Annotated in this window: 16 protein-coding genes; 6 read left to right on the top strand and 10 right to left on the bottom strand. The window is 68.9% G+C overall.

What is annotated here, in order from left to right; all coding sequences use genetic code 11:
• Nucleotide 1 precedes the first annotated feature (1 nt).
• Entirely contained in the window at nt 2-1,345 is a 1,344-nt protein-coding gene (locus HPA02_RS04635; RefSeq protein WP_186809921.1) for a TRZ/ATZ family hydrolase, read from the bottom strand.
• 146 nt (nt 1,346-1,491) lie between these two features.
• Here HPA02_RS04635 and galU point away from each other — a divergent pair, with 146 nt between their 5' ends.
• A complete protein-coding gene (gene galU / locus HPA02_RS04630) occupies nt 1,492-2,379 on the top strand; it encodes a UTP--glucose-1-phosphate uridylyltransferase GalU (protein WP_146801910.1) in 888 nt (295 codons plus the stop codon).
• Between the two features lie 2 nt (nt 2,380-2,381).
• Entirely contained in the window at nt 2,382-3,659 is a 1,278-nt protein-coding gene (locus tag HPA02_RS04625; RefSeq protein ID WP_146801909.1) for a nucleotide sugar dehydrogenase, read from the top strand.
• A 98-nt stretch (nt 3,660-3,757) separates the two neighbouring features.
• Here HPA02_RS04625 and HPA02_RS04620 read toward each other — a convergent pair whose 3' ends face one another.
• Entirely contained in the window at nt 3,758-4,336 is a 579-nt protein-coding gene (locus tag HPA02_RS04620; RefSeq protein WP_146801908.1) for a superoxide dismutase, read from the bottom strand.
• A gap of 231 nt (nt 4,337-4,567) precedes the next feature.
• Here HPA02_RS04620 and HPA02_RS04615 point away from each other — a divergent pair, with 231 nt between their 5' ends.
• From HPA02_RS04615 to msrA, 4 genes are all read left to right on the top strand, one after another.
• The gene (locus HPA02_RS04615) at nt 4,568-5,431 is read left to right on the top strand and encodes a hypothetical protein (protein ID WP_146801907.1); all 864 of its coding nucleotides are present in this window, start codon (nt 4,568-4,570) and stop codon (nt 5,429-5,431) included.
• A gap of 89 nt (nt 5,432-5,520) precedes the next feature.
• Complete coding sequence (gene tamA / locus HPA02_RS04610; protein ID WP_146801906.1) at nt 5,521-7,221, top strand: autotransporter assembly complex protein TamA; 1,701 nt, start codon at nt 5,521-5,523, stop codon at nt 7,219-7,221.
• Nucleotides 7,185-11,117: an autotransporter assembly complex protein TamB gene (tamB, locus tag HPA02_RS04605; RefSeq protein WP_244945859.1), complete on the top strand. Its 3,933-nt coding sequence runs from the start codon at nt 7,185-7,187 to the stop codon at nt 11,115-11,117. Before tamA ends, tamB begins: the two co-directional genes overlap by 37 nt.
• Nucleotide 11,118: 1 nt before the next feature.
• Entirely contained in the window at nt 11,119-11,745 is a 627-nt protein-coding gene (msrA, locus tag HPA02_RS04600) for a peptide-methionine (S)-S-oxide reductase MsrA (protein WP_146801905.1), read from the top strand.
• On the opposite strand, the gene HPA02_RS04595 is transcribed toward msrA, so the two are convergent.
• From HPA02_RS04595 to HPA02_RS04560, 8 genes are all read right to left on the bottom strand, one after another.
• Nucleotides 11,746-12,777, bottom strand: coding sequence for a hydrolase (locus tag HPA02_RS04595; RefSeq protein WP_146801904.1), 1,032 nt, complete (start codon nt 12,775-12,777; stop codon nt 11,746-11,748).
• 105 nt (nt 12,778-12,882) lie between these two features.
• Nucleotides 12,883-14,193 carry a Xaa-Pro dipeptidase gene (pepQ, locus tag HPA02_RS04590; RefSeq protein ID WP_146801903.1) on the bottom strand — a complete coding sequence of 437 codons (1,311 nt, stop codon included), beginning with the start codon at nt 14,191-14,193 and terminating at the stop codon, nt 12,883-12,885.
• Nucleotides 14,190-15,131 carry a LysR family transcriptional regulator gene (locus HPA02_RS04585; RefSeq protein WP_146801902.1) on the bottom strand — a complete coding sequence of 314 codons (942 nt, stop codon included), beginning with the start codon at nt 15,129-15,131 and terminating at the stop codon, nt 14,190-14,192. The genes pepQ and HPA02_RS04585 overlap by 4 nt, the downstream gene beginning before the upstream one ends.
• Nucleotides 15,132-15,220: 89 nt before the next feature.
• Nucleotides 15,221-16,306, bottom strand: coding sequence for an ABC transporter ATP-binding protein (locus HPA02_RS04580; RefSeq protein WP_146801901.1), 1,086 nt, complete (start codon nt 16,304-16,306; stop codon nt 15,221-15,223).
• A complete protein-coding gene (locus HPA02_RS04575) occupies nt 16,303-17,322 on the bottom strand; it encodes an ABC transporter ATP-binding protein (RefSeq protein WP_146801900.1) in 1,020 nt (339 codons plus the stop codon). Before HPA02_RS04575 ends, HPA02_RS04580 begins: the two co-directional genes overlap by 4 nt.
• Before the next feature lie 12 nt (nt 17,323-17,334).
• Complete coding sequence (locus HPA02_RS04570) at nt 17,335-18,291, bottom strand: ABC transporter permease (protein ID WP_146801899.1); 957 nt, start codon at nt 18,289-18,291, stop codon at nt 17,335-17,337.
• Nucleotides 18,288-19,337: an ABC transporter permease gene (locus HPA02_RS04565; protein ID WP_146801898.1), complete on the bottom strand. Its 1,050-nt coding sequence runs from the start codon at nt 19,335-19,337 to the stop codon at nt 18,288-18,290. Before HPA02_RS04565 ends, HPA02_RS04570 begins: the two co-directional genes overlap by 4 nt.
• An 83-nt stretch (nt 19,338-19,420) precedes the next feature.
• Entirely contained in the window at nt 19,421-20,992 is a 1,572-nt protein-coding gene (locus HPA02_RS04560; protein WP_146801897.1) for an ABC transporter substrate-binding protein, read from the bottom strand.
• Nucleotides 20,993-21,142 lie beyond the last annotated feature (150 nt).

Raw genomic sequence — 21,142 nt, 5'->3', positions numbered from 1 at the left:
CTTAACTCTCTCCTTGTGCGCGCAGGGACGCCAGGCGTTGCCGCCAGGCTTCGCAATCGGCGGTGATGGCGTCCGGCGTGATATCGATAAAGTGGCCATCGGCGAGACGCGGCCGGCCAGCCACCCAGGCATGACTCACCTGGTGGCTATGCATGGCATAGACCACCGCCGAGGCGGGATGGTGCACCGGCAGGGTATTGAGGCGTTGCAGGTCCACGGCGATCAGGTCGGCGGCATAGCCTTGACGCAGCTGTCCGAGCTGCGCGTCCAGGCCCAGGGCGCGGGCACCATCGCGGGTCGCCATGGCCAGGGCCTCCATGGCGGGCAGGGCGGCGGCATCGCCGCTGATGCCCTTGGCCAGCAGGGCGGCACACTTCAGCTCATCGAACAGGTCCAGGTCGTTGTTACTGGCGGCGCCGTCGGTGCCCAGGGCCACCGTGATCCCGGCGTCCCGGAGCCGCGTCACCGGGCAGAAGCCGCTGGCCAGCTTGAGGTTGGACTGGGGGCAATGGATGACCCGGGTATCGGTCTCGGCCAGCAGCGCCAGGTCATCATCGTCGACCTGGGTCATGTGCACCGCCTGAAAGTGTGGCCCCAGCAGGCCGGCCTCGAAGAGCCGCCGCAACGGCCGGCGGCCATCCTCGGCCAGGCCCCGCTCGACCTCGTCGCGAGTCTCGTGCACATGCATCTGGATCGGCAGCCCCCAGCGCGCCCGGGCCTCGCCCAGGCGCGCCAGGCTGGCATCGCTCACCGTGTAGGGGGCATGGGGCCCCAGGGCCAGATGGACCCTCGGATGCTCGGCATAACGCTCGATCAGGGCCTCGGTACGCGCCAGGCCTTCGGTGAAGTCGGCGGCCCAGGCGGTGGGAAAGTCGATCAGAGGAGTGCACAGCTGCACCCGCAGGCCCATCTCGCCGACCACCTCGGCCACCGCCTCGGGGGCCAGGTACATATCGGCGAAGGTGGTGGTGCCGCTGCGCAGCATCTCGGCGCAGGCCAGGCGCGTCCCGGCGGTGACGAAGTCGGCATCCACCAGGGCCCCCTCGGCGGGCCAGATATGCTCGTCGAGCCAGGTCATCAGTGGCAGGTCGTCGGCGTAACCGCGCATCAGGCTCATGCCGGCGTGATTATGGGCGTTGATCAGCCCGGGTAACAGCGCATGGTGAGGGAGACGCAGCGTCTCCCGGGGACTGACATGTTCCCGGGCCGTGGCGATGGGCCAGGGGCCGAGCAGGATACCGCCCTGGATGGCGATGGCGTGATGCTCCAGGGTCGGCAGGCCCTCGCTCATGGGCAGCAGCCAGCGGGCCTCGATCAGCAGGTCGACGTCCGGCAGGGTGGGCATCGTCGGGCTCCTCGAAAAAGATGCCGCCATTCTACCCGCCCGGCGTTGCCTTGTCCGCCGCCACCCACCGCGAACGCGGCGGGGCGGCGTGCCTGGATAGGGTCTGGCATACTAGGAGCTCTCAATCCCGCTCAGGAAGGAACCCGATGATTCGCAAGGCCGTTCTGCCGGTGGCCGGTTTCGGTACTCGCTGCCTGCCCGCCTCCAAGGCGATCCCCAAGGAGATGATCACCATCGTCGACAAGCCGGTGATCCAGTACGTGGTGGAAGAGGCCGTCGCCGCCGGTATCACCGAGATCGTGCTGGTGACCCACTCCAGCAAGGGGGCCATCGAGAACCACTTCGACAAGCATTTCGAGCTGGAGACCACCCTGGAGGCCAAGGGCAAGCACGAGCTGCTCGAGGAGCTGCGCAATATCGTCCCCGACACGGTCAAGATCATCAGCGTGCGTCAGCCCGAGCCCCTGGGCCTCGGCCATGCGGTGCTCTGCGCCCGCCCGGTGGTGGGCGAGGCCCCCTTCGCGGTACTACTGCCGGACGTGCTGGTGGATGGCGAGGGCCTGCCGCGCAACGACCTGGCGGGCATGGTGGCGGCCTTCGAGGCCAGCGGTCAGGCTCAGCTGATGGTGGAAGAAGTGCCCTGGGAACGGGTCGAGAAATACGGCATCGTCGAGCCCGAGGCCGATGTGCCGGCGCCGGGTGAATCGCTGCCCCTGGCCGGGATGGTGGAGAAGCCGTCCCGCGACCGGGCCCCCTCCAACCTGGCGGTGATCGGTCGCTATGTGCTGCCCGGGGAGATCTTTCCGCTGCTGGCCGAGACGCCACCGGGGGCCGGGGGCGAGATCCAGCTCACCGACGCCATCGAGGCCCTGCGCGCGCGCGCCGGCGTGGCCGCCTATCGCATGCAGGGCGTCACCTATGATTGTGGCCACCAGTTGGGCTACCTGGAGGCGATCCTCGCCTTCGCCCGGCGCCATCCCAAGTATGGGGAGGGCTTCCGGGCCCTGCTGGACCGCTATGCCGGCGAGGCCTGAGCATGCGTATCCGCCTGATCGGCAGTGAACTGGCCGCGGTGACCGCCGCCGCGGCCCTGGCCAGCGTCGGCCACCGCGTGCACTGGCAGCCCCATCCGCAGACCCCCTGGCCGAGCCTGGCCCGGGCCGACTGGCTCAGGCGCGAGCCGCAGCTGCTCGGTCAGTTGGAGCAGGCCCTGGCCGAGGGTAGCCTGGTCGTGGACGCGGCAAATGCCCCCGAGTCGGTGGAAGTACTGTGGCTGGCCCTGGCGCCGGATCAGCGCCGCGAGGCCCGGGAGGCGGCGGCCCAGGCCGCCGACCAGCGCGAGCCCCTGGTGGTGATCAATAACGCCACCTTTCCGGTGGGCGAGACCGAGCGTCTGAGCGAGTGCCTGGGCGCCGAGCAGTGGGCGGTCTGCCTGCCCGATATGCTTCAGGAAGGGCGCGCCTGGGAGAGCTTCACCCGTCCCAGCCGCTGGCTGCTGGGCAGCGAATCGCCGCGGGCCACCGCACGGGTCAAGGAGCTGCTGCGCGCCTTCAACCGCCGGCGCGATGTCTTCCAGTGCATGCCGCTGCGGGCCGCCGAGCTCACCAAGCTAGCCATCAACGGCATGCTGGCCACCCGCATCAGCTACATGAACGAGGTGGCCGGCCTCGCCGATACCCTGGGTGTCGACGTGGAGCTGGTGCGCCAGGGCATGGGCGCCGATTCGCGTATCGGCTACGAATACCTCTATCCCGGTTGTGGCTTCGGTGGCCCCAACTTCTCCCGGGACCTGATGGGGCTGGCCGACGTCCAGTCCGCCCAGGGGCGTGCCTCGGCCCTGCTCGAGCAGGTGCTGGAGATCAACGAGCAGAAGAAGGAGACCCTGTTCCGCAAGCTATGGAGCCATTTCCGGGGCGAACTCGCCGGGCGCCGGGTGGCGATCTGGGGGGCGGCCTTCAAGCCGGGCACGGCGCGCATCGATCAGGCCCCGGTGCTGCCCCTGCTAAGGGCGCTCTGGGCCCAGGGGGTCGAGGTCCGCCTGCACGATCCGGCGGCGCTGCCGGCGCTGGCCGCCGCGGTGGGCGAGCAGCCGCTGCTGACGCTGTGCGCGGACGACCCCTACGCCGCCTGCGAGGGCGCCGATGCGTTGCTGCTGGTCACCGAGTGGAAGTGCTACTGGAACCCGGACTGGGCGCGGCTCGCCGCCGGCCTCCGGGAGCGACTGATCCTGGACGGGCGCAATATCTATGATCCCGACTATGTGGCGGGGCAGGGGTTGACCTATCGTGGCATCGGTCGCCGCGCCGATCCCTGAGGCCTAATCGGTACACCACCAACGACAAGGCCCCGCCGTGTGGCGGGGCCTTGTCGTGTCGGCCCGGGGTATCGCCCGGGCCGCTTCGCCAAGCGGGGTTAGGCGAAGTTCTGGGCCACGAAGTCCCAGTTAACGATGTTCCACACGCTCTCCAGGTACTTCGGGCGGGCGTTGCGGTAGTCGATGTAGTAGGCGTGTTCCCACACATCGATGGTCAGCAGCGGGGTCTGGCCGTGGGCGATGGGGGTGTCGGCATCGTCGGTGTTGACGATGTCCACGCCGCCGTCGTCGGTCTTGATCAGCCAGGTCCAGCCGGAGCCGAAGTTGCCCACGGCCTTGGCGTTGAAGGCCGCCTTGAACTCGTCGAAGGAACCGAACTTGGCCTTGATAGCGTCGGCCAGGGCGCCGCTGGGCTCGCCGCCACCGTTCGGGGAGAGGCAGTGCCAGTAGAAGGTGTGGTTCCACACCTGGGCCGCCTGGTTGAACAGGCCGCCGGAAGAGGACTTGATGATCTCTTCCAGGGACTTGTTGGCATTCTCGGTGCCGTCGGTCAGCTCATTGAGCTTGGTCACATAGGCCTGGTGGTGCTTGCCATAGTGATACTCCAGGGTCTCGGCGGAGATATGCGGTTCCAGCGCGTTCTTCTCGTACGGCAGGGCGGGAAGTTCGAATGCCATGGTTTGCTCCTTTTTATCACCGATGAATACAGCACCTGGTGTTGTGGGGGCGGAACCGAAGCGAATCAAGGCGCTATCGGTCTCGCCGCAAAAAACCTTACAATACCAAGCATCTGCGTAAGTGGTGTCGGCACATCATAGCACCCCACCGGGGTGTCGCCAATTCCGACGACGACACTCGGGATTGGCCCGCCGGCCCCGCGCCCACCCGTCCGAAGAGGAGTCCCATCCATGGCCCAGCCCCCGGAGGAACGGCGTCCTCCCCCCCTGGTGGCCGACCGTGATGCCAGCCTCGATCCCCCACCGCCTCGTCATGCCGCCCCGGTCTCGGCAACGCCCAGACCCTGGGGCCTGCGCCTGGCGGTGCTGGGCTTGGCGTTGGGCCTGGCGGGCGTGAGCTTCCTGGCCTGGGAAGAGCGTCAGCTGCTGCATGCCGAAATCGCCCGCCTCGAGGGGCAGTTCTCCAATGTCCATGCGCGCTTCGACGGCCTGGCGCCCGGCGAGGCCCTGACCCGCCTCGACGAGGCGCAGCGCGCCCAGGCCTCACGGCTGGAGACCCTGGCGGCGAGCCTCGACGATCAGCGGCAGCGTCTCGAAGCGCTGCACCAGGGCCAGGAGGGCCCCAGGCCCCAGGTCCTGGCCGAGGCCCTGAGTCGCCTGGAGGCGCAGCAGGCCACCCTGCAGGAGTGGTTAAGCGCCAGCCGCGACTCCTTGGCGGCCCTGGAGACCCTGGGGGAAGAGGCCCGCGCCGAGCTGAGCCAGCGCCTGGATGGCCTGGAGGCGCGCAGCACCACGGCCCAGGAGGCGCTTGATGAGCGCCTGACGGCAAGGGTTGCCGAGGAGGACGCGCGAGGCGTGGCGCTGGAGGAACGCCTGGCGACCCTGGAAGGGCGGCTGGGCGAGGAGGCGGCGAGCCGACGCCTGGCCGTCGAGGGGCTTCGCGAGACCCTTGAGCCTTTGGCCAGCCGCCTCGATAATGCCCAGGAGGCCCGCGGGGAGTTACGCGATCGCCTGGCGTCGCTGCACGCCGAGGTGCAAGCGCTGCGCCGCTCCCAGCTAGCCATCGAGGCGCGCCTGGAACTGCTCGCGCCGTAATCGCGGCGCGCCGAGACGCCTAACAGGGAGGTCGTGTTATCCGAGACTTACGACGAGGAGGGCGTCGCCTGGGGCGGGTCCTGTTGGCCATGGCCCTGAGCCTGCCGGCGCCCGCCTGGGCGCTGTCCGCCCGTATCGAGGGTATCGATGGCGAGGCGGCGGACAATATCGAGAACTACCTGGCGCCGCTGGATGGCGAGCAATACAGTCCCGCTCGCCTGGAGGCGGAGGTGCGCCGCCGAGCCGCCGAGGCGCTGCGCCCCTTCGGCTATTACGAGCCCGAGTTCGCGCTGACCCTGGTCGGGGAGCCGGTCAGCCGGGTCGAGCTGGCCGTGACCCCCGGGCCGCGGGTGAGGATCGGCCGGCTGGCCCTCAGGGTGCGCGGCGAGGCCGCCGATGATCCCCGCTTCGACGAGCTGATGGCGTCCCATGGCCTGGCCGAGGGCGACCCGCTCTTCCATGCGCCCTATGATCGGCTGCGTAACCGCCTGGCGGGCCTGGCCCTGGAGCGGGGCTACTTCGAGGCCTATTTCCGCGATCGTCGCCTGGAGGTGCGCCCCTGGGAGCAGAGCGCGCATATCACCCTGACCTTCGATAGCGGCCCACGCTATCGCTTCGGCGCCATCGACTTCCGCGGTAGCCATATTCGCCTCGACCGCCTCGAGAACATGCTCAACTTCGCCTCCGGCGAGCCCTACCTGGCCGGCGATCTCTCCGAGTACACCCAACGCCTGAGTCAGAGCGGCTGGTTCGAGTCGATCACGGTGCGTCCACGCCTCCCCGGAGAGGAGGGTGGCGCGACGCCGGAGGGCCCCGACGAGGTGCCGGTCAGTGTCGAGCTGACCCCCGCGGATCGCCACCAGTTCGAGGTTTCCCTCGGCTATGCCACCGACGTGGGGCCACGAACTCGCTTCGCCTGGAAGCAGCCGTGGGTCAATAGTCGCGGCCATGGCCTCGACCATGACCTCTTCCTTTCCGCCCCGGAGCAACGCTTCTCCGGGGAGTACCGGATGCCCCTGGCCGACCCGCTGCGGGACAGCTATCGCCTCCAGTATGGCCTGCGCCACCGTGACCAGGACGATACCCGCAGCCTGGAGAGCAGCGTCGAGCTGGCCCGCCAGTGGCGTTTCGACAACGCCTGGGTGCAGAGCCTCTACCTGCGCTCCAGCTTCGAAGACTTCACCCAGGGGGGCGAGGCGGAACGGGTCTGGCTGCTCTATCCCGGCATCAGTTGGTCACGCACCCGCACCCGGAACCCGCGCTTTCCCACCTGGGGAGATCGCCAGCGCATCGCCTTCGAGTATTCCGATACCGCCTGGGGCTCCAGCGCGCGCTTCTTCCGTACCACCCTGGATTCCCAGTGGATCCGCATGTGGGGAGAGAACACCCGCCTGATCGGTCGCACCGGCCTGGGCCTGATCGAGACCGACGACTTCGACAAGATCCCTCCCTCGCTGCGCTTCTTTACCGGCGGCGACCGCAGCGTGCGCGGCTACGGCTACGAGAGCCTGGCGCCGCGCAACGACGAGGGCCGGCTGCGCGGCGGGCGCCAGCTGTTTACCGCCAGTGCCGAAGTGCAGCGGCGCATCACCGGCGACTGGTGGGGCGCGGCCTTCGTCGATACCGGCGATGCCTTCGATCACTGGTGGCCCGAGACCCTCAATACCGGGGCCGGCCTGGGCATTCGCTGGGTCTCGCCGGTGGGCCCCATCCGCCTGGATATCGCTCACCCCTTCGACGATGAGGAGGACCCGTGGCGCCTACACTTCGCCATCGGACCGGAATTCTGAGCTGGGCCCTGCTGCGTCTGCTGGTCTGGCTGCCCCTGTGGTTGCTGGGCCTGGTCTGTTTCCTGCTGGGACTGCTGCTCTCGCCCTGGGGGACCGGCCTGGTCCTAGATCAGGCCAGGGAACGCGGCCTGATCGACTACCAGAGTGTCGCGGGGGCGCCCCTGGACGACCTGCGCATCGACGGGCTGCGCCTCGATGCCGGCCCCGCCGAGATCGCGATTCGCCAGCTGGAGTGGGCCTGGGCCGAGGAGTGCCTGTTGAACGGGCGCCTGTGTCTCGATCACTTGCGCCTGGATGGTCTGCGCGTGCGCCTGGCGGCGACCGAGGCCGAGGAGAGCCCGCCGGGGGAGCCCCTGGAGTCCATCGCTTTGCCGCTGCCCATCGAGTTGCGTGAGCTGTCGGTGAGCGATGCCGAGATTCGTCTCGCCGATGGCACCCGACTAAGCTGGCGGGAATTCGTCAGCGGCGCCGTGGGGGAGGGAGAGGCCGCCACCCTGCTGGCGACCGGCCTCTCGGGGCTGCGCCTTTACCTGCCGCCGAGTCCCGGACAGCGCCTGGCCGGGCGCCTGGGCGCCGAGGCGATCGACGCCGCCATCGCCGTCGCCGAGGGCGAGCCCCCCGCGCCGCCGGCCCCGCCCCTGGCCGAGCGCGAGCGGCTCTCGCTACCTCAGGTGCACCTGCCGCTGGGCCTGACGGTGCGCGAGCTGCTGGTGGAGGATGTCGAGCTCGGCGGCGCCGTGTCGCAGCGCCTGGAACGCCTCTACCTGGAGGCCAGCGCTCGCGGCGAGACCCTGGTCCTGGAGCGCCTGGAGCTCGACCACCCTCAGGCCAGTGTGCGACTGGCCGCGGAGGTGACCCTGCGCGACGACTACCCCCTGGAGGCCAACCTCGAGGTGAGGGTGGATACGCTGCCGGCATTGCCCGAGCTCGAGGGCGAGCGCTTTACCCTGCGCCTGAGCGGGGGCCTCGGTGACCTGGAAGCGGGGCTGCAAGGTGACGGGGCGATCGATGCACGGCTGGGGCTGGAGATCGACGCCCTGGATCCGACGCTGCCATTCCATCTACGCCTGGCCAGTGACCGGGTGCAGTGGCCCCTGACGCCGGACCGCTCCGCCGATTACCTGGTCGAGGACCTGGCCCTGGACCTCCAGGGGGACCTGCTCGGCTATGAGGCCCGCCTGCGGGGCCGGCTCAGCGGTGGCGACCTGCCGATGACCCAGCTCGCCCTGCTAGGCAGCGGCGATATCGGCCACTTCACCTGGCGGCCGCTGTCACTGACCCTGCCGCGCGGGAGCCTGGTCAGCCGCGGACGCATCGCCTGGCAGGAAGGCATCGACCTCGCCGCGGACCTCGTCATGGAATCGCTCGACCCGGGGCTGTTCACACCGGCGGTGGCCGGCCAACTCTCCGGCACGGCGGCGGTGAATTTCCGACTGCTCGACGACTCCTGGCAACTGGCAGTGCCGGAGCTGGCCATCGACGGGGAGCTGCAGGAACAGCCCCTGTCGTTGCAAGCCAGCCTGAGCGGCACCAGCGAGATGCGCTGGGATATCGAACGCCTGGAGGCCCGCCAGGGCGACAACCGTCTCGCCATCGACGGGCGTATCGCCGAGACCCTGGCACTCACCGGCCGCCTGGAGGCGCCCGCCCTGGAAAGCCTGATGGAGGGGCTCCAGGGGCGTTTGAGTGGCGACTTCTCGGTGGCCGGCAGCCTGGAGAGTCCCCGCGCCGAGCTTACCCTGGACGGCCAGCAACTGGCCTTCCAGGACACGCGCCTGGCGAGGCTGGGGCTGACGGCGCGGGTGGAAGGCCTCGAGGACCCTCGCCTGGCCGCCGAGCTCGAGGCCGATTCGCTGAGCGCCGCGGGACAACGCTTCGAGAACCTGACCCTGACCCTGGCGGGACGCCTGGGTGAACACCGTCTCGACCTCGAGGTGCTGGGCGAGGAATCGGGGCCGCTGGAACGCCTGGTGCTGGGCCTCGACGGTGCGCTGAGCGAGAATCGCCAGGACTATCGCGGCACCCTCCTGCCCCTGGAGGCGAGCCTGCCTCAGGGCACCCTGGCCCTGGCGGAGGGGCTGCGCTTCTCGGTGGTGCTGCCGGCAGGGCGGCTTACCGCCGAGCCCTTCTGCCTGGTGCGTGCCGAGGGCGGACGCCTGTGCAGCGTCGCGCCCCTCGTCGCCTCGGCGGCCTCCGGCGAGGCGAGGCTACGCTTGGAGGCGCTGCCCATGGATCTCATCGATCCCGCCCTGCCACCGGGCTGGAGCCTGAATGGGGAGAGCGATGGCGAGGTGATCCTGGGCTGGTCCGAGGGCGGCGCCCGCTGGCGGCTGTCGGGGGAGCTGGGCAGCCGCTTCGCCCTGAGCGGCGAAGACGCCTATGGCCAGCCCTGGGAGCTTCCCGACTCACGACTGCGCCTGGGGCTCGAGGCCAGCGAGGCCCGTGCCGAGGCCGATCTCGCCCTCTCCCTGAGCGGGGCCGGCGAGGTGGCGCTGCGCACCATCGTCGAGGATCCCCTGGGCAGCCAGGCACTGAGCGGCGAACTGAGCGTCGAGGCCATCGACCTGGCCGACTACCGTCGCCTGGTGGCGGGCATGGAGACTCTCGAGGGACGCCTCGACGGTCGGGTCGCCATCGCCGGTAGCCTGGAGGCGCCGGACCTGCGCGGGGACCTGGCCCTGGAGGGGCTGAGGGTCACTGGCCCCGACCTGCCGGTCAACGTGCGCGACGGCCGACTGGTCCTGAGGCTGGCCGGCGATCGCGGCACCCTCGAGGGCATGATTCAGGGCGAGGAGGGGCGTCTCGACCTCGCCGGTGAGGCGGCCTGGCCCAGCCTCACGGAGTGGGCCATCGAGGCCCGCCTCGAGGGTCGCGACGATCCCCTGCTGGCGGTGCTGCCGGAGATCGGCCGCCTACGCCTAGCCCCGCAGCTGACCATCGCCGTGACCCCGCAACGCCTCGAGGTAGGGGGACGGGTACAGATTCCCTGGGCGCGCCTGCAGATCGGTCAGCTGCCGCCGGGCGTGGTCTCGCCGAGTCCCGACGAGGTGATCGTCAGCGAGGAAGAGGTCCGCGAGCGGCTGCGCCTGGCGGCCTTCTCCGAGGATGACCTGGCCGCTCAGGAGTCCGCCGCCGCGGCCCTGCGCCAGGCCGGCATGACTACCCGGGTACGCATCGACCTGAGCCTGGGCCCGGATATGCAGCTGGAGGCCTACGGCCTCGAGGCCGGCCTCACCGGCGAGCTGGAAGTGCGCCAGGCCGATGGCCCGGTCCAGCTGTTCGGCGACGTCAATCTGGTGGATGGACGCTTCCGCGCTTATGGCCAGGACCTGCTGATCCGCGAGGGCCAGCTGATCTTCAGCGGCCCGCCGGATCAGCCGCTGCTGGAAGTGGAGGCGATTCGTAATCCGGACGTCACCCAGGACGAGGTGATCGCCGGCCTGCGCGTCACCGGGCTCGCCGACGAGCCGGAACTGCGCATCTTCTCCGAGCCGGCCATGGACGAGGCCCGGGCGCTCTCCTACCTGCTGCGCGGTCGCGCCCCCGACGAGAGCGATGCCGATGGGGCCCTGACCTCCGCCCTGGTGGGGTTGACCCTGTCCCGCACCGGTGGCGCCGTGGGCCAGGTGGGGCAGGCCTTCGGCATCGAGGACCTGCGCCTGGAGACCGCCGGTGCCGGGGAGGAGAGCCAGGTGGTGGTGGCCGGCCAGCTCACCGAGGACCTGCGCGTCAGCTATGGGGTGGGGATCTTCTCGCCCATCGCCGAGCTGACCCTGCGCTATACCCTGTGGCGCAACCTCTATGTGCAGGCGGTCTCGGGGGCCGCCCAGGCGGTGGATCTGGTCTATACCTTCAGCAGGCGCGGCAATCCGCGCCTGCGCGACAGTGGAGAGTGAGATGTTCGACAAGCAGACCCCGATCTCCCCCGAGCAGGCCCTGCCGGGGCGAGACACGCCGCTGAGCCTCGGCGGCATCCATCATGTCAACGGGCGCAGCCTCTTCCCCCCCTGGCCGGCGGGGCAGGCCGAGATCGTGCTGGGCCTGGGCTGTTTCTGGGGCGCCGAGCGGCTCTTCTGGCAACTGCCCGGCGTTCATGTCACCGCGGTGGGCTACGCGGGGGGCGTCACTCCCAACCCCACCTATGAGGAGACCTGCACCGGCCTGACCGGCCACACCGAGGTGGTGCGGGTCGTCTTTGATCCTGCCGAGCTGCCCCTGGAGCGGTTGCTGGCGGTGTTCTGGGAGGCCCATGATCCTACCCAGGGCATGCGCCAGGGCAATGATATCGGCACCCAGTACCGCTCGGCGATCTACACCACCGACGCCACCCAGCGGGAGGTCGTCGAGGCCAGTCGCGAGCGCTATCAGCAGGCCCTGAGCCGGGGCGGGCGTGGCACCATCACCACCGAGATCGCGCCGCTGGCGGCCTTCTACTATGCCGAGGAGTATCACCAGCAGTACCTGGCCAAGAATCCCGGCGGGTATTGTGGCCTCAAGGGCACCGGCATCGGCTGCCCCGGCTGATCAGGAACTACTGGTGGCGATAGGCGAGGCCCCTGAGCCCGTCGGCACCCGGGCCCAGTCGTCGAGCTGGCGGGCGACCCGGCGGGCCAGCCAGGAAGTGAGGCGCGCGCCGCGCCGCTCGATATAGCCCACGTGGCCGCCCTGACGGCTGATCTCGACCCGCACCGCCGCCGAGGGCGTCGGCAGGTGCTCGAAGAGGTCGCCGGGCATAAAGGGGTCGTCGGCGGCGTGCAGCAGCAGGGTGGGCAGTTCGATCTCGCCGAGCTGGGGCCCCGCCGAGGCGCGGCGATAGTAGTCGCTGGCCGAGGCGAAGCCGTGCAGGGGAGCGGTGACCTCGTTGTCGTAGGCCCAGAAGGTATTCAGCTCCTTGAGCTGATGGGGCGAGACGCCGATGGGCAGGGGCCCCTGGGCCATCTTTATCGCCACCTTGCGTTTCAGCGAGGCCAGCAGGTGGCGCTGATAGACCCGTGCCGCGCCGCGGTTGAGGACATCGGCGCTGGCGGCGAGATCCAGGGGCGCGTTGATGGCGATGGCGCCGGCCAAGTCGAGGCCGTCGCCGCCCTGTTCCGCCACCAGCTTGAGCAGCATATTGGCGCCCAGGGAGACGCCGGCGGCGACCTTGAGGGCCTGGGGATAGCGCTGGGCCAGTTGGCCCAGTACCCAGTAGGCGTCGGCGGTGTCGCCGCTGTGGTAGGCCCGCGGCAGGCGGTTGGGGGCCTGACCACAGCCGCGAAAATGCATCAGCACCGCCCGCCAGCCGAGGTCCGCCGCCGCCCCGAGCAGCTCCCGGGCATAGGGAGAGTCGAAGGAGCCCTCGAGGCCATGGAAGAGCACGAACAGCGGCGCCTGAGGCGTCGACGGTGCCGGCCGTACCCAGGCCAGCTCGACGAAGTCACCATCCGGCAGGTTGACGATCTCGGTGTCCCGCGCCAGGGGACGGCGCGGCAACAGCCGGGGCAGAAGGGTCTGCAGGTGACGGTTGCCGAGCCCCCGGGGGGGATGAAAATCGGCGGGAACAATCGCGTGGGTCATGCCGGCCTCATGGAGCGTGCCGGGGCCTGGCGCGGCCCCTACCTCTCCTAGCTTATCGTGGTGCCGGTCAGAGGCAAGGGCCGCCGTCGATGGCCTTGTCCTCGGTCAAGGGATGAACTCGAGGTCGCGGGTCAGGTTGTCGCGCCCGGTCGCGGTAATCACCACATTGTCTTCGATACGAATCCCGCCATGCGCGCCCAGGGCCTCGACCCGGGCCCAGTCGAGCAGGTCGGCGGCGGCACCCTGGCGCAGCGGATCCAGCAGCATCGGAATCACATAGAGCCCCGGCTCGACGGTGATCGCCATGCCTGCCTCCAGTTCCCGGGTCAGTCGTAGCGCCGGATGTGTCGGGGGGGGAGGCAGGGGGTGACCTTGCCTGTCCTGGCGCCCGCCCAGGTCGTGGACCTGTAGCCCCAGCAGATGGCCCAGGCCATGGGGGCAGAAGGCGCGGGTGATGCCGGTTTCGAAAGCCGCCTCGGCGCTGGCCTTGACCAGGCCGTGCGCCACCAGCAGCTCGGCCAGGCCCTGGTGCATCTTTTCCTGCATCGTCACATAGCAGACGCCCGGGGCCAGCGCCTCCACCAATTGCCGCTGCAAATGATCCATGCCGACGAGCAGGGCCCGGTAATCGTCGCTGGCCGCCGGCCCCGCCCAACTACGGGTGATATCGGCGCAGTAGCCGCGGAAGCGGTGCCCGCCGTCCACCAGCAGGCTATGCGCCCGTGCCGGGGCCTCGAGGTCGTAGTGCTGGTAGTGCAGCACGCCGCCGTGGGCATTGATGCCGACGATGCTCTGGTAGGGCAGCTCGCTCTCGCGGATCCGCGCCGCCTTCAGGTAGGCCAGTTGGCAGTCGAGCTCGGCGCCGCCGGCCAGGAAGGCGTCCCGGGCCGCGGCGTGACCGGCCAGGGCCCGGCGGTTGGCCTCCCGCAGGCAGGCCACCTCGTAGTCGCTCTTGCGCACCCGTAGCTCGTCCAGGGCCCGGGTGAGGGCCTCGGGGTTGGCCTCGGCCCCCAGGCGCTGGGCCGCGCTTACCTCGCCCAGCACCGCGAAGCGGCCCGCGGGCAGGCGCGGCGCCTCACTCGCCTCCCGGGGCACCACCTCGAAGGCGTCCACCCAGGGCTCCTCGGGCAGGCGGGGAGGCTGATGCCAGAAGTCCCGAGGGGCATGAAAATAGAGGCACGGCTTGTGCCCCGGGCGTATCAGCAGCCAGCTATGCTCCAGGCCGGCCAGGGGCACCCAGTGCAGGAAATGACCATAGGTGGCGAAGCTGGCGTGCTGATCATCGGCGAAGTGCCGGTGGGCACACCCGCTGTAGAGCAGCACGCCATCGTAGCCGTGGCGCGCCAGCTGGGTCTCGTAGGCTCGGGCCAGTTGGGCCAGGTGGCGACGCTGGGCGTCGGCGAGGGGCGGCATCATCGGGTCTCCATAATGGGGGCGGCAGGGGCGGCCAGTGGCTCGGGCAGGTCGGCCCAGAAATGCTCCAGGGCGGCGGAGGCGACGCCGGGATGGCGATAGAGGCGAATCTCCAGGGGGACCTGCCAGCGGGCGTCGCCGGCGGCGACCAGCTCACCCCGGGCCAGGGCCGGGGCGGCCAGCCGCGCCGGCAGCCACCCCAGGCCATAGCCGAGGCCGATCAGCTCGCGGACATTATGACTCTGGATGCTCTCGTTGAGGACCCGGAAGGCCGGGGCCTCGCCGAGGCGCGAGAGGTGTGCCTGGATGGCGCCATGCATCAACCCCCGGGGGTGAAAGCCGATCAAGGGTAGGCTCTCCCGGGGGCCGCTGCCCAGGGAGAAGCGCGGGCGCCCCCGGGCATCCGGCACCGAGAGGGGAAGCAGACGCTCCTCGCCGACCCGTCGATAGTCGCCCTCGACCTCGGGGAGCCCCGGCGGCAGCGCCTCCCGGGGCCAGTAGCAGAGCACCAGGTCGCACTCGCCGCGGTCGAGGGCCTGAAAGTAGTCATCGATCAGCCAGCCGGTGGCCCTCAGGTAGGGCTCCAGGGGCGGCTCCTCATGGTGGGCCGCCAGCCATTCCGGCAGGAAGTGGGAGAGCAGGCTCTGGGGCGCCGCCAGGCGCAGGCGGTTGGCCTGGGCCTCGGCGAGCCGCGACAACCGTTCCCGGGTGCCCTGTACCCGTTGCGTGACCTCGTCGCAGAGGCTCAGGAACTCCTCGCCGGCCGGGGTCAGGGAGAGGGGCAGGGTCTGGCGGTTGACCAGGGTGGTGCCCATCTCCTCCTCCAGCAGCTTGATACGTCGCGAAAAGGTGGGCTGGGTCACATTGCGCGCCTCCGCCGCCCGGGAGAAGTGCCGGGTACGGGCCAGGGCGATAAAGTCTTCCAGCCAGCGAATTTCCATGATTTATAAGATTCACCGAAACTATTATTGGATTTATTCCATTTGACAGTGGATTCTGCCATTTCAACGGTCGTGTCTCTACGGCCGTCCTACAGGCGTCCCTCCTCGACGCCATGACAGGCCACCTGGCTGCCATCGGCCTGGGCCACCAGCCTCGGCACCTCCCGGCGACAGCGCGCCTCGGCATGGGGGCAGCGCCCATGGAAGACGCAGCCGGAGGGCAAGTTCACCGGGGTGGGGACCTCGCCGGTCAGGCGAATCGGCTGGGGGCGGTCGTCCTCGAGGCGTGGGATCGCCGAGAGCAGCGCCTGGGTATAGGGGTGGCGGGGCGTGGCGAACAGGGTCCGGGTCGGCGCCACCTCGCAGACGGTGCCCAGGTACATCACCGCGACGCGGGTGCCGAAGTGCTCGACCACCGCCAGGTCATGGGTGATGAACAGATAGGTGAGGTGGCGCTCCTGCTGGGCATCCATCAGGAGGTTGAGTACCTGGGCCTGGATGGACACGTCCAGCGCCGAGATCGGCTCGTCGGCGACGATAAATTCCGGGTCGACCGCCAGGGCCCGGGCGATGGCGATGCGTTGGCGCTGACCGCCGGAGAACTCGTGGCCGAAGCGCGCGCCCCATTCCGGATCGATACCCACCGAGGCCATCACCTCGCGTACCTTGGCGGTCACCCGTTCCCGATCCCAGTCGGGATGGTGCAGGCGGATCGGCTCCTCCAGGGTCTGCTGTATCGTCATGCGCGGATTCAGCGAGGCGTAGGGGTTCTGGAAGATCATCTGCATGCGCTTGCGATAGGGCAGCAGCGCCTTGGGCGAGAGATCATCGATACGCGTCCCGTCGTAGTGGATCTCCCCGGCGCTGGGCGAGAGCAGCCCCATCACGGTGCGCGCCACCGTGGACTTGCCGCAGCCGGATTCGCCGACCACGCAGAGCGCCTCGCCGCGCCGGATGCTCAGGTCCACGCCGTTGATGGCATGCACGAACTCCTGATGACGCACCAGGCGACCGCCCTTGAAGCGCAGCTGCTCGAGGAAGTCGCCGGAGAGATCGAAGCGCTTGCGCAGGCCGCGGATCTCCAGCAGCGGGGCATTCTCCTGGTCCGACGGACGTGCCGCCTGGCGTCGGGGCTCGGTAGGCGTCTCGGTATGGGACAGGGCCTGGGCGGTCATGGGCGATCCTCCTCGGTGGCGGCTTCCTGGGCCAGCATCTCCGCCACCATATGGCAGGCCACCCGGCAGTTGCCGGAGGCCACGAAGTCGGGTACCTGGCGGGAGCAGGCGGGGCGTTCGCTGCCATCGGCGCGGGTCACGAAGTCACAGCGGGGATGGAAGGCGCACCCCGAGGGCAACTGGCTCAGCGGCGGCATGCTGCCGCGGATCTGATTGAGGTGGCTGCCCGGGGTGGCCATCTGCGGCAGGGCGTTCATCAACCCCTGGGTATAGGGGTGCTGGGGATCGTTGATGATCTCCCGAGTCGGCCCGGCCTCGATCACCCGTCCCGCGTACATCACCAGCATGCGCTGGGTCACCTGGCTGACCACCCCCAGGTCGTGAGTGATCAGGATCAGGCCGACGTTGTGCTTCTCGCACAGCTCCAGCAGCAGGGTCATGATCTCCGCCTGGATGGTTACGTCCAGCGCCGTGGTGGGTTCGTCGGCGATGATGATGTCCGGATCCAGCAGCAGGGCGATGGCGATGATCACCCGTTGGCGCATGCCCCCGGAGAGCTCGTGGGGGTACTGATCGAGGCGTGTCTCCGGGGAGGGGATCTGCACCTGCTGGAGCTTGTGCAGGGCGATGGCCCGGGCCTCCCGGGAGGCGATGCGGCGATGCGCCTTGAGGCACTCGACCATCTGCTCGCCGATGGTCAGCACCGGATTGAGGGTCATCATCGGGTCCTGGAAGATCATCGACACGCGGTTACCGCGGATGCGCCGCAGCCGTCGCTCGCCGAGGCCGATCAGCTCCTGGCCGTCGAAACGGATGCTGCCGCCGGCGATGTAGCCGGGCTTGGCGATCAGGTTGAGCAGGCTGAAGGCGGCCACCGACTTGCCGGCGCCGGATTCGCCTACCAGGCCGAGGCGCTCGCCCCGGTCGAGGGTGAAATTGATATTGCGCAGGGCGCGCACCTCGCCCTGGCGCAGGGCGAAGCGCACATCCAGGTCGCGAACTTCGAGAAGTGCCATAAGAGGTGCTCCTTAGCCCTTGTAGAGGCGCGGGTTCATGACATCGCGCAGCCAGTCGCCGAGCAGGTTGATCGACAGCACCAGCACCACCAGGAAGGCGCCGGGAATCAGGGTGATCCACCAGGCTCCGGATTGCAGGTAGTCGAAGCCGGCCTTGATCAGCGAGCCCAGCGACGGGTGGGTCTCTGGCATGCCCAGTCCCAGAAAGGATAGCGCCGCCTCGGAGATGATGGCGTTGGCGATCTGCACCGTGGAGATGACGAAGATCGGCGACAGGGTGTTGGGCAGCACATGGCGGAACATGATGCGCCGCGATTTCAGGCCCATCACCTTGGCGGCGTCCACATACTCCTTGCGCTTCTCGGCCAGCACCGAGGCGCGCACCGTACGCGCGTACTGGGGCCACTCGGCCAGGCCGATGATCAGGATCAGCATCAGGATGGCGTAGTCGCTGTAGAAGCCGCCACCCAGGGTGGCCTTGACCACGGCCCCCACCACGATGGCCACCATCAGGGTGGAGAAGGAGAGCTGGATATCCGCCAGGCGCATCAGCAGGGCATCCACGCGGCCGCCCAGATAGCCGGCCAGCAGGCCGAAGACCACCCCCAGCAGGGCCTGGAGCAGCACCGCGCCGAAGCCGATCAGCAGTGATACCCGGGTGCCGTAGAGGATGATCGACCAGAGATCGCGCCCCTGGGCGTCGGTGCCCAGGGTGTAGGCGGGGTCACTGCCGTCGATCCAGAAGGGCGGCAGCTCCGAGGCGAGGATATCGATCTGCGCCAGGTCGTAGGGGTCGGTGGGGGCCAGCCAGGGGGCCAGCAGCGCCATGCCGACCAGGGCGAGCAGGGTCGCCAGGCACAGTTGGGCGCCGCGGTCACGCTTGAAGCTGTACCACAGATAGGAGTCGCGCAGCCGCTGCCAGCGGCCCCCGGCCGGGGTCGCCGCCGGGGAGGAGGAGGGGGTACTCATGCGGGCTTGCCTGTCAGTTTGACGGTGGGATTCACCAGGCCATAGATCAGGTCCACCAGGGTGTTGGTGACCACGAAGATGACGCCGACGATCATCAGGTAGGCGACGATCAGCGGGATATCGGCGCGGTTGATGGCGTCCAGGAACATCAGGCCCATGCCGGGCCACTGGAAGACCGTCTCGGTGAGGATGGTGTAGGCCACCATGGTGCCGATCTGCACCCCACCGACGGTGATCACCGGCAGCATGGTGTTCTTCAGGGCATGCACGAAATAGATGCGCCGCACGCCGATGCCCTTGGCCCGGGCGAACTTGACGTACTCTGACTGCAGCACCTCCATCATCTCGGCGCGAATCAGGCGGATAAACAGCGGCAGCATGATCGAGGCCAGCGCCACCGAGGGCAGCACCAGGTGCGTCAGGCCGCCGAGGCTGGCCAGGTTGGTCTCCCAGTGGCCGATCACCGGCACCAGATCCTGGCCGCGACCGAAGGAGGGCATGCCGCCGTCGGTGGAGAGCAGGCCGTTGAGCCAGGCGCCCCAGGCGGTGGACTCGGGGAAGAGGCTCACGGTGATGCCGATGGAGAAGACCTGGATCAGCAGGATGGCGGTGAGGAAGACCGGAATCGAGATGCCGATGATCGAGGCGCCCATAAAGAAACGCGAGATCCAGGCGCGGGGCTTGATGGCGCTGTAGACGCCGATGGGCACCGACAGCAGCACGATCAGCAGGGTGGCACCGAAGACCAGTTCGAGGGTCGCCGGCAAGTGACGGGCGATCACCTCCAGGGCCGGTTCCCGGTAGAAGTAGGAGGTGCCGAAGTCACCGCTCAGGGCATTGCCGGCGAAGCGCAGGTACTGCACATGGAAGGGGTCGTTGAGGCCGAACTGCTCGCGCAGCGCCTCGCGCTCACTCTCGGGGACCGACTGGCCGACCATCTGCTGGATGGGATCGCCCAGGTTGTCCTGGATGGCGAAGGCGATGACGCTGATGATGAACATCACCAGCAGGGCGTGCATCAGCCGCTTGGTAAGAAAGGCGATCATGGGGGTAGCCTGTCTGGGGTGTTGCTAAAGGAACCCCTCGCCACACGGGCGAGGGGCCGGCCATCGGGAGGTGGCCGGGGGGATCACTCGCCCTGGATCTCCAGGTCGCCCAGGTAGGGGAAGTCGAGGGCATTGACCACCGGGGCAATGTCCACGCCATCGCGGGCGCCATAGGCCAGGTTCTGCCAGTGCAGCATGATATAGCCGGCGTCTTCGTGGAGCATGGCTTCGGCCTCCTGGAGCATGGCGTTGCGTGCCTGGGTATCGGTCTCGCGGTCGGCCCGGGCCACCAGGGCATCGATCTCCTCGTTGCAGTAGCTGCCGTAGTTGTACTGGCCGGCGCCGGTCTCGGTGTCGATGCAGGCGGAGAGGTACTGGAAGAAGTTGGCGCTGTCCTCGGTGTCGGCGTGCCAGCCGATCATCGCCATATCGGAGGTGCGCTCGTCGTACTCGGGCCAGTACTGGGCCAGCGGCATGGTGCGCAGGTTCACGTCGATATTGATGCGCGCCAGCATATTGGCCACCGCCTGGGCGATCTGGGCGTCGTTCACGTAGCGGTTATTGGGGGCGATCATGTCGATGCTGAAGCCGTCGGCGAAACCGGCCTCGGCCATCAGCGCTTGGGCCCGCTCCAGGTCGTAGCGCGGGGTCAGCTCGGGATTGTGGCCGGAGTAGCCGGGGGGCGAGAACTGCGCCGCCGGGGTGGCGAAGCCACGCATCAGGCGGTCGGCGATGCCCTCCTGGTTGATGGCGTAGGCCACCGCCTGACGCACCCGGGGATCGGCGAAGGCCTCGACCCGCGCCTGATTGAGCTGCAGGCCGATGATCCGCGTGCCGGGTACCTCCACCAGGTCGACGCCCTGGGCCTCGCGGACCCGCTCCAGGTCGTTGGGGGGGACCGCATCGATAAAGTCGACGCCGCCGGAGAGCAGGGCCGAGACCCGGGCGGCGTTCTCGGCGATGGGGGTCAACACGATATGCGAGACGTTGCCCTCGCTGTCCTCGTCCCAATAGTCGTCGAAACGCTCCATCTCCACCCGGACGCCCTGGCGACGCTCGGTGACGATAAAGGGGCCGGTGCCGGAGATATTGCGCGAGGCGAAGGAGTTGCCGGCCTTGACGATCTCGCCGCGATCGCGGCCATCCTCGGTGGTGCCGCTGTAGAACTGGCTGTCCATCGGGAAGATGTAGGTGGCCAGGTTGAGCAGCAGCGGGTAGGGACCGTCGGTGGTGATCTCCACGGTATGCTCGTCGACCGCTTCGGCCCCGGCGATGGGCTCGAAGATGGCCCGGTAATCGGGGCTCTCCTTGAGTCGTTCGAGTGTCCAGACCACATCGGCCGCGGTGAAGGGGTTGCCGGAGTGGAAAGTCACGTCATCGCGCAGGCTCAGGCGCACGGTGGTGTCGTCGACCTGTTCCCAGGCGGTGGCCAGGCGCGGCTCGAACTGGAAGTCCTGGGTCCAGCGCACCAGGGGGTCGAAGGCCAGATGCGAGAGCCGCAGCATGCCGCCGGAGAGCTGCTCGTGGATATCCAGGGTCTCCGGGTCGGCGGCATAGCCGATGCGCAGGGTCTCGGCGGAGACGCTAGCGGGGAGGGCGGTGGCGGCCAGGGCGGCGCCGATCACGGACGCCAGCAGGGTCTTCTTGAAAGTCATGTCGTCGTATCCCTAACGGGTTGTTATGTGTTGTGACGACACTAACCATAGAGAGCCCCGCGGAATCAGCACAATCGAAATACCGACTGGCCCTATGCGCCATCCGCATCATGGCCCGGAGAAGCGGTGGCCCGGCTCCCCTGGGGGCGG

The organism is Bisbaumannia pacifica (assembly GCF_007989625.1).
GTDB classification, from domain to species: domain Bacteria; phylum Pseudomonadota; class Gammaproteobacteria; order Pseudomonadales; family Halomonadaceae; genus Bisbaumannia; species Bisbaumannia pacifica.
This window is presented reverse-complemented; position numbering and strand designations above follow the sequence as displayed.

Coding starts and splice junctions, on each gene's coding strand:
- HPA02_RS04595 (WP_146801904.1), bottom strand. CDS start 12,777: ATGACCCACGCGATTGTTCCCGCCGATTTTCATCCCCCCCGGGGGCTC.
- HPA02_RS04560 (WP_146801897.1), bottom strand. CDS start 20,992: ATGACTTTCAAGAAGACCCTGCTGGCGTCCGTGATCGGCGCCGCCCTG.
- HPA02_RS04565 (WP_146801898.1), bottom strand. CDS start 19,337: ATGATCGCCTTTCTTACCAAGCGGCTGATGCACGCCCTGCTGGTGATG.
- HPA02_RS04620 (WP_146801908.1), bottom strand. CDS start 4,336: ATGGCATTCGAACTTCCCGCCCTGCCGTACGAGAAGAACGCGCTGGAA.
- HPA02_RS04570 (WP_146801899.1), bottom strand. CDS start 18,291: ATGAGTACCCCCTCCTCCTCCCCGGCGGCGACCCCGGCCGGGGGCCGC.
- pepQ (WP_146801903.1), bottom strand. CDS start 14,193: ATGATGCCGCCCCTCGCCGACGCCCAGCGTCGCCACCTGGCCCAACTG.
- HPA02_RS04625 (WP_146801909.1), top strand. CDS start 2,382: ATGCGTATCCGCCTGATCGGCAGTGAACTGGCCGCGGTGACCGCCGCC.
- galU (WP_146801910.1), top strand. CDS start 1,492: ATGATTCGCAAGGCCGTTCTGCCGGTGGCCGGTTTCGGTACTCGCTGC.
- HPA02_RS04615 (WP_146801907.1), top strand. CDS start 4,568: ATGGCCCAGCCCCCGGAGGAACGGCGTCCTCCCCCCCTGGTGGCCGAC.
- HPA02_RS04580 (WP_146801901.1), bottom strand. CDS start 16,306: ATGACCGCCCAGGCCCTGTCCCATACCGAGACGCCTACCGAGCCCCGA.
- HPA02_RS04585 (WP_146801902.1), bottom strand. CDS start 15,131: ATGGAAATTCGCTGGCTGGAAGACTTTATCGCCCTGGCCCGTACCCGG.
- HPA02_RS04635 (WP_186809921.1), bottom strand. CDS start 1,345: ATGCCCACCCTGCCGGACGTCGACCTGCTGATCGAGGCCCGCTGGCTG.
- msrA (WP_146801905.1), top strand. CDS start 11,119: ATGTTCGACAAGCAGACCCCGATCTCCCCCGAGCAGGCCCTGCCGGGG.
- HPA02_RS04575 (WP_146801900.1), bottom strand. CDS start 17,322: ATGGCACTTCTCGAAGTTCGCGACCTGGATGTGCGCTTCGCCCTGCGC.
- tamA (WP_146801906.1), top strand. CDS start 5,521: ATGGCCCTGAGCCTGCCGGCGCCCGCCTGGGCGCTGTCCGCCCGTATC.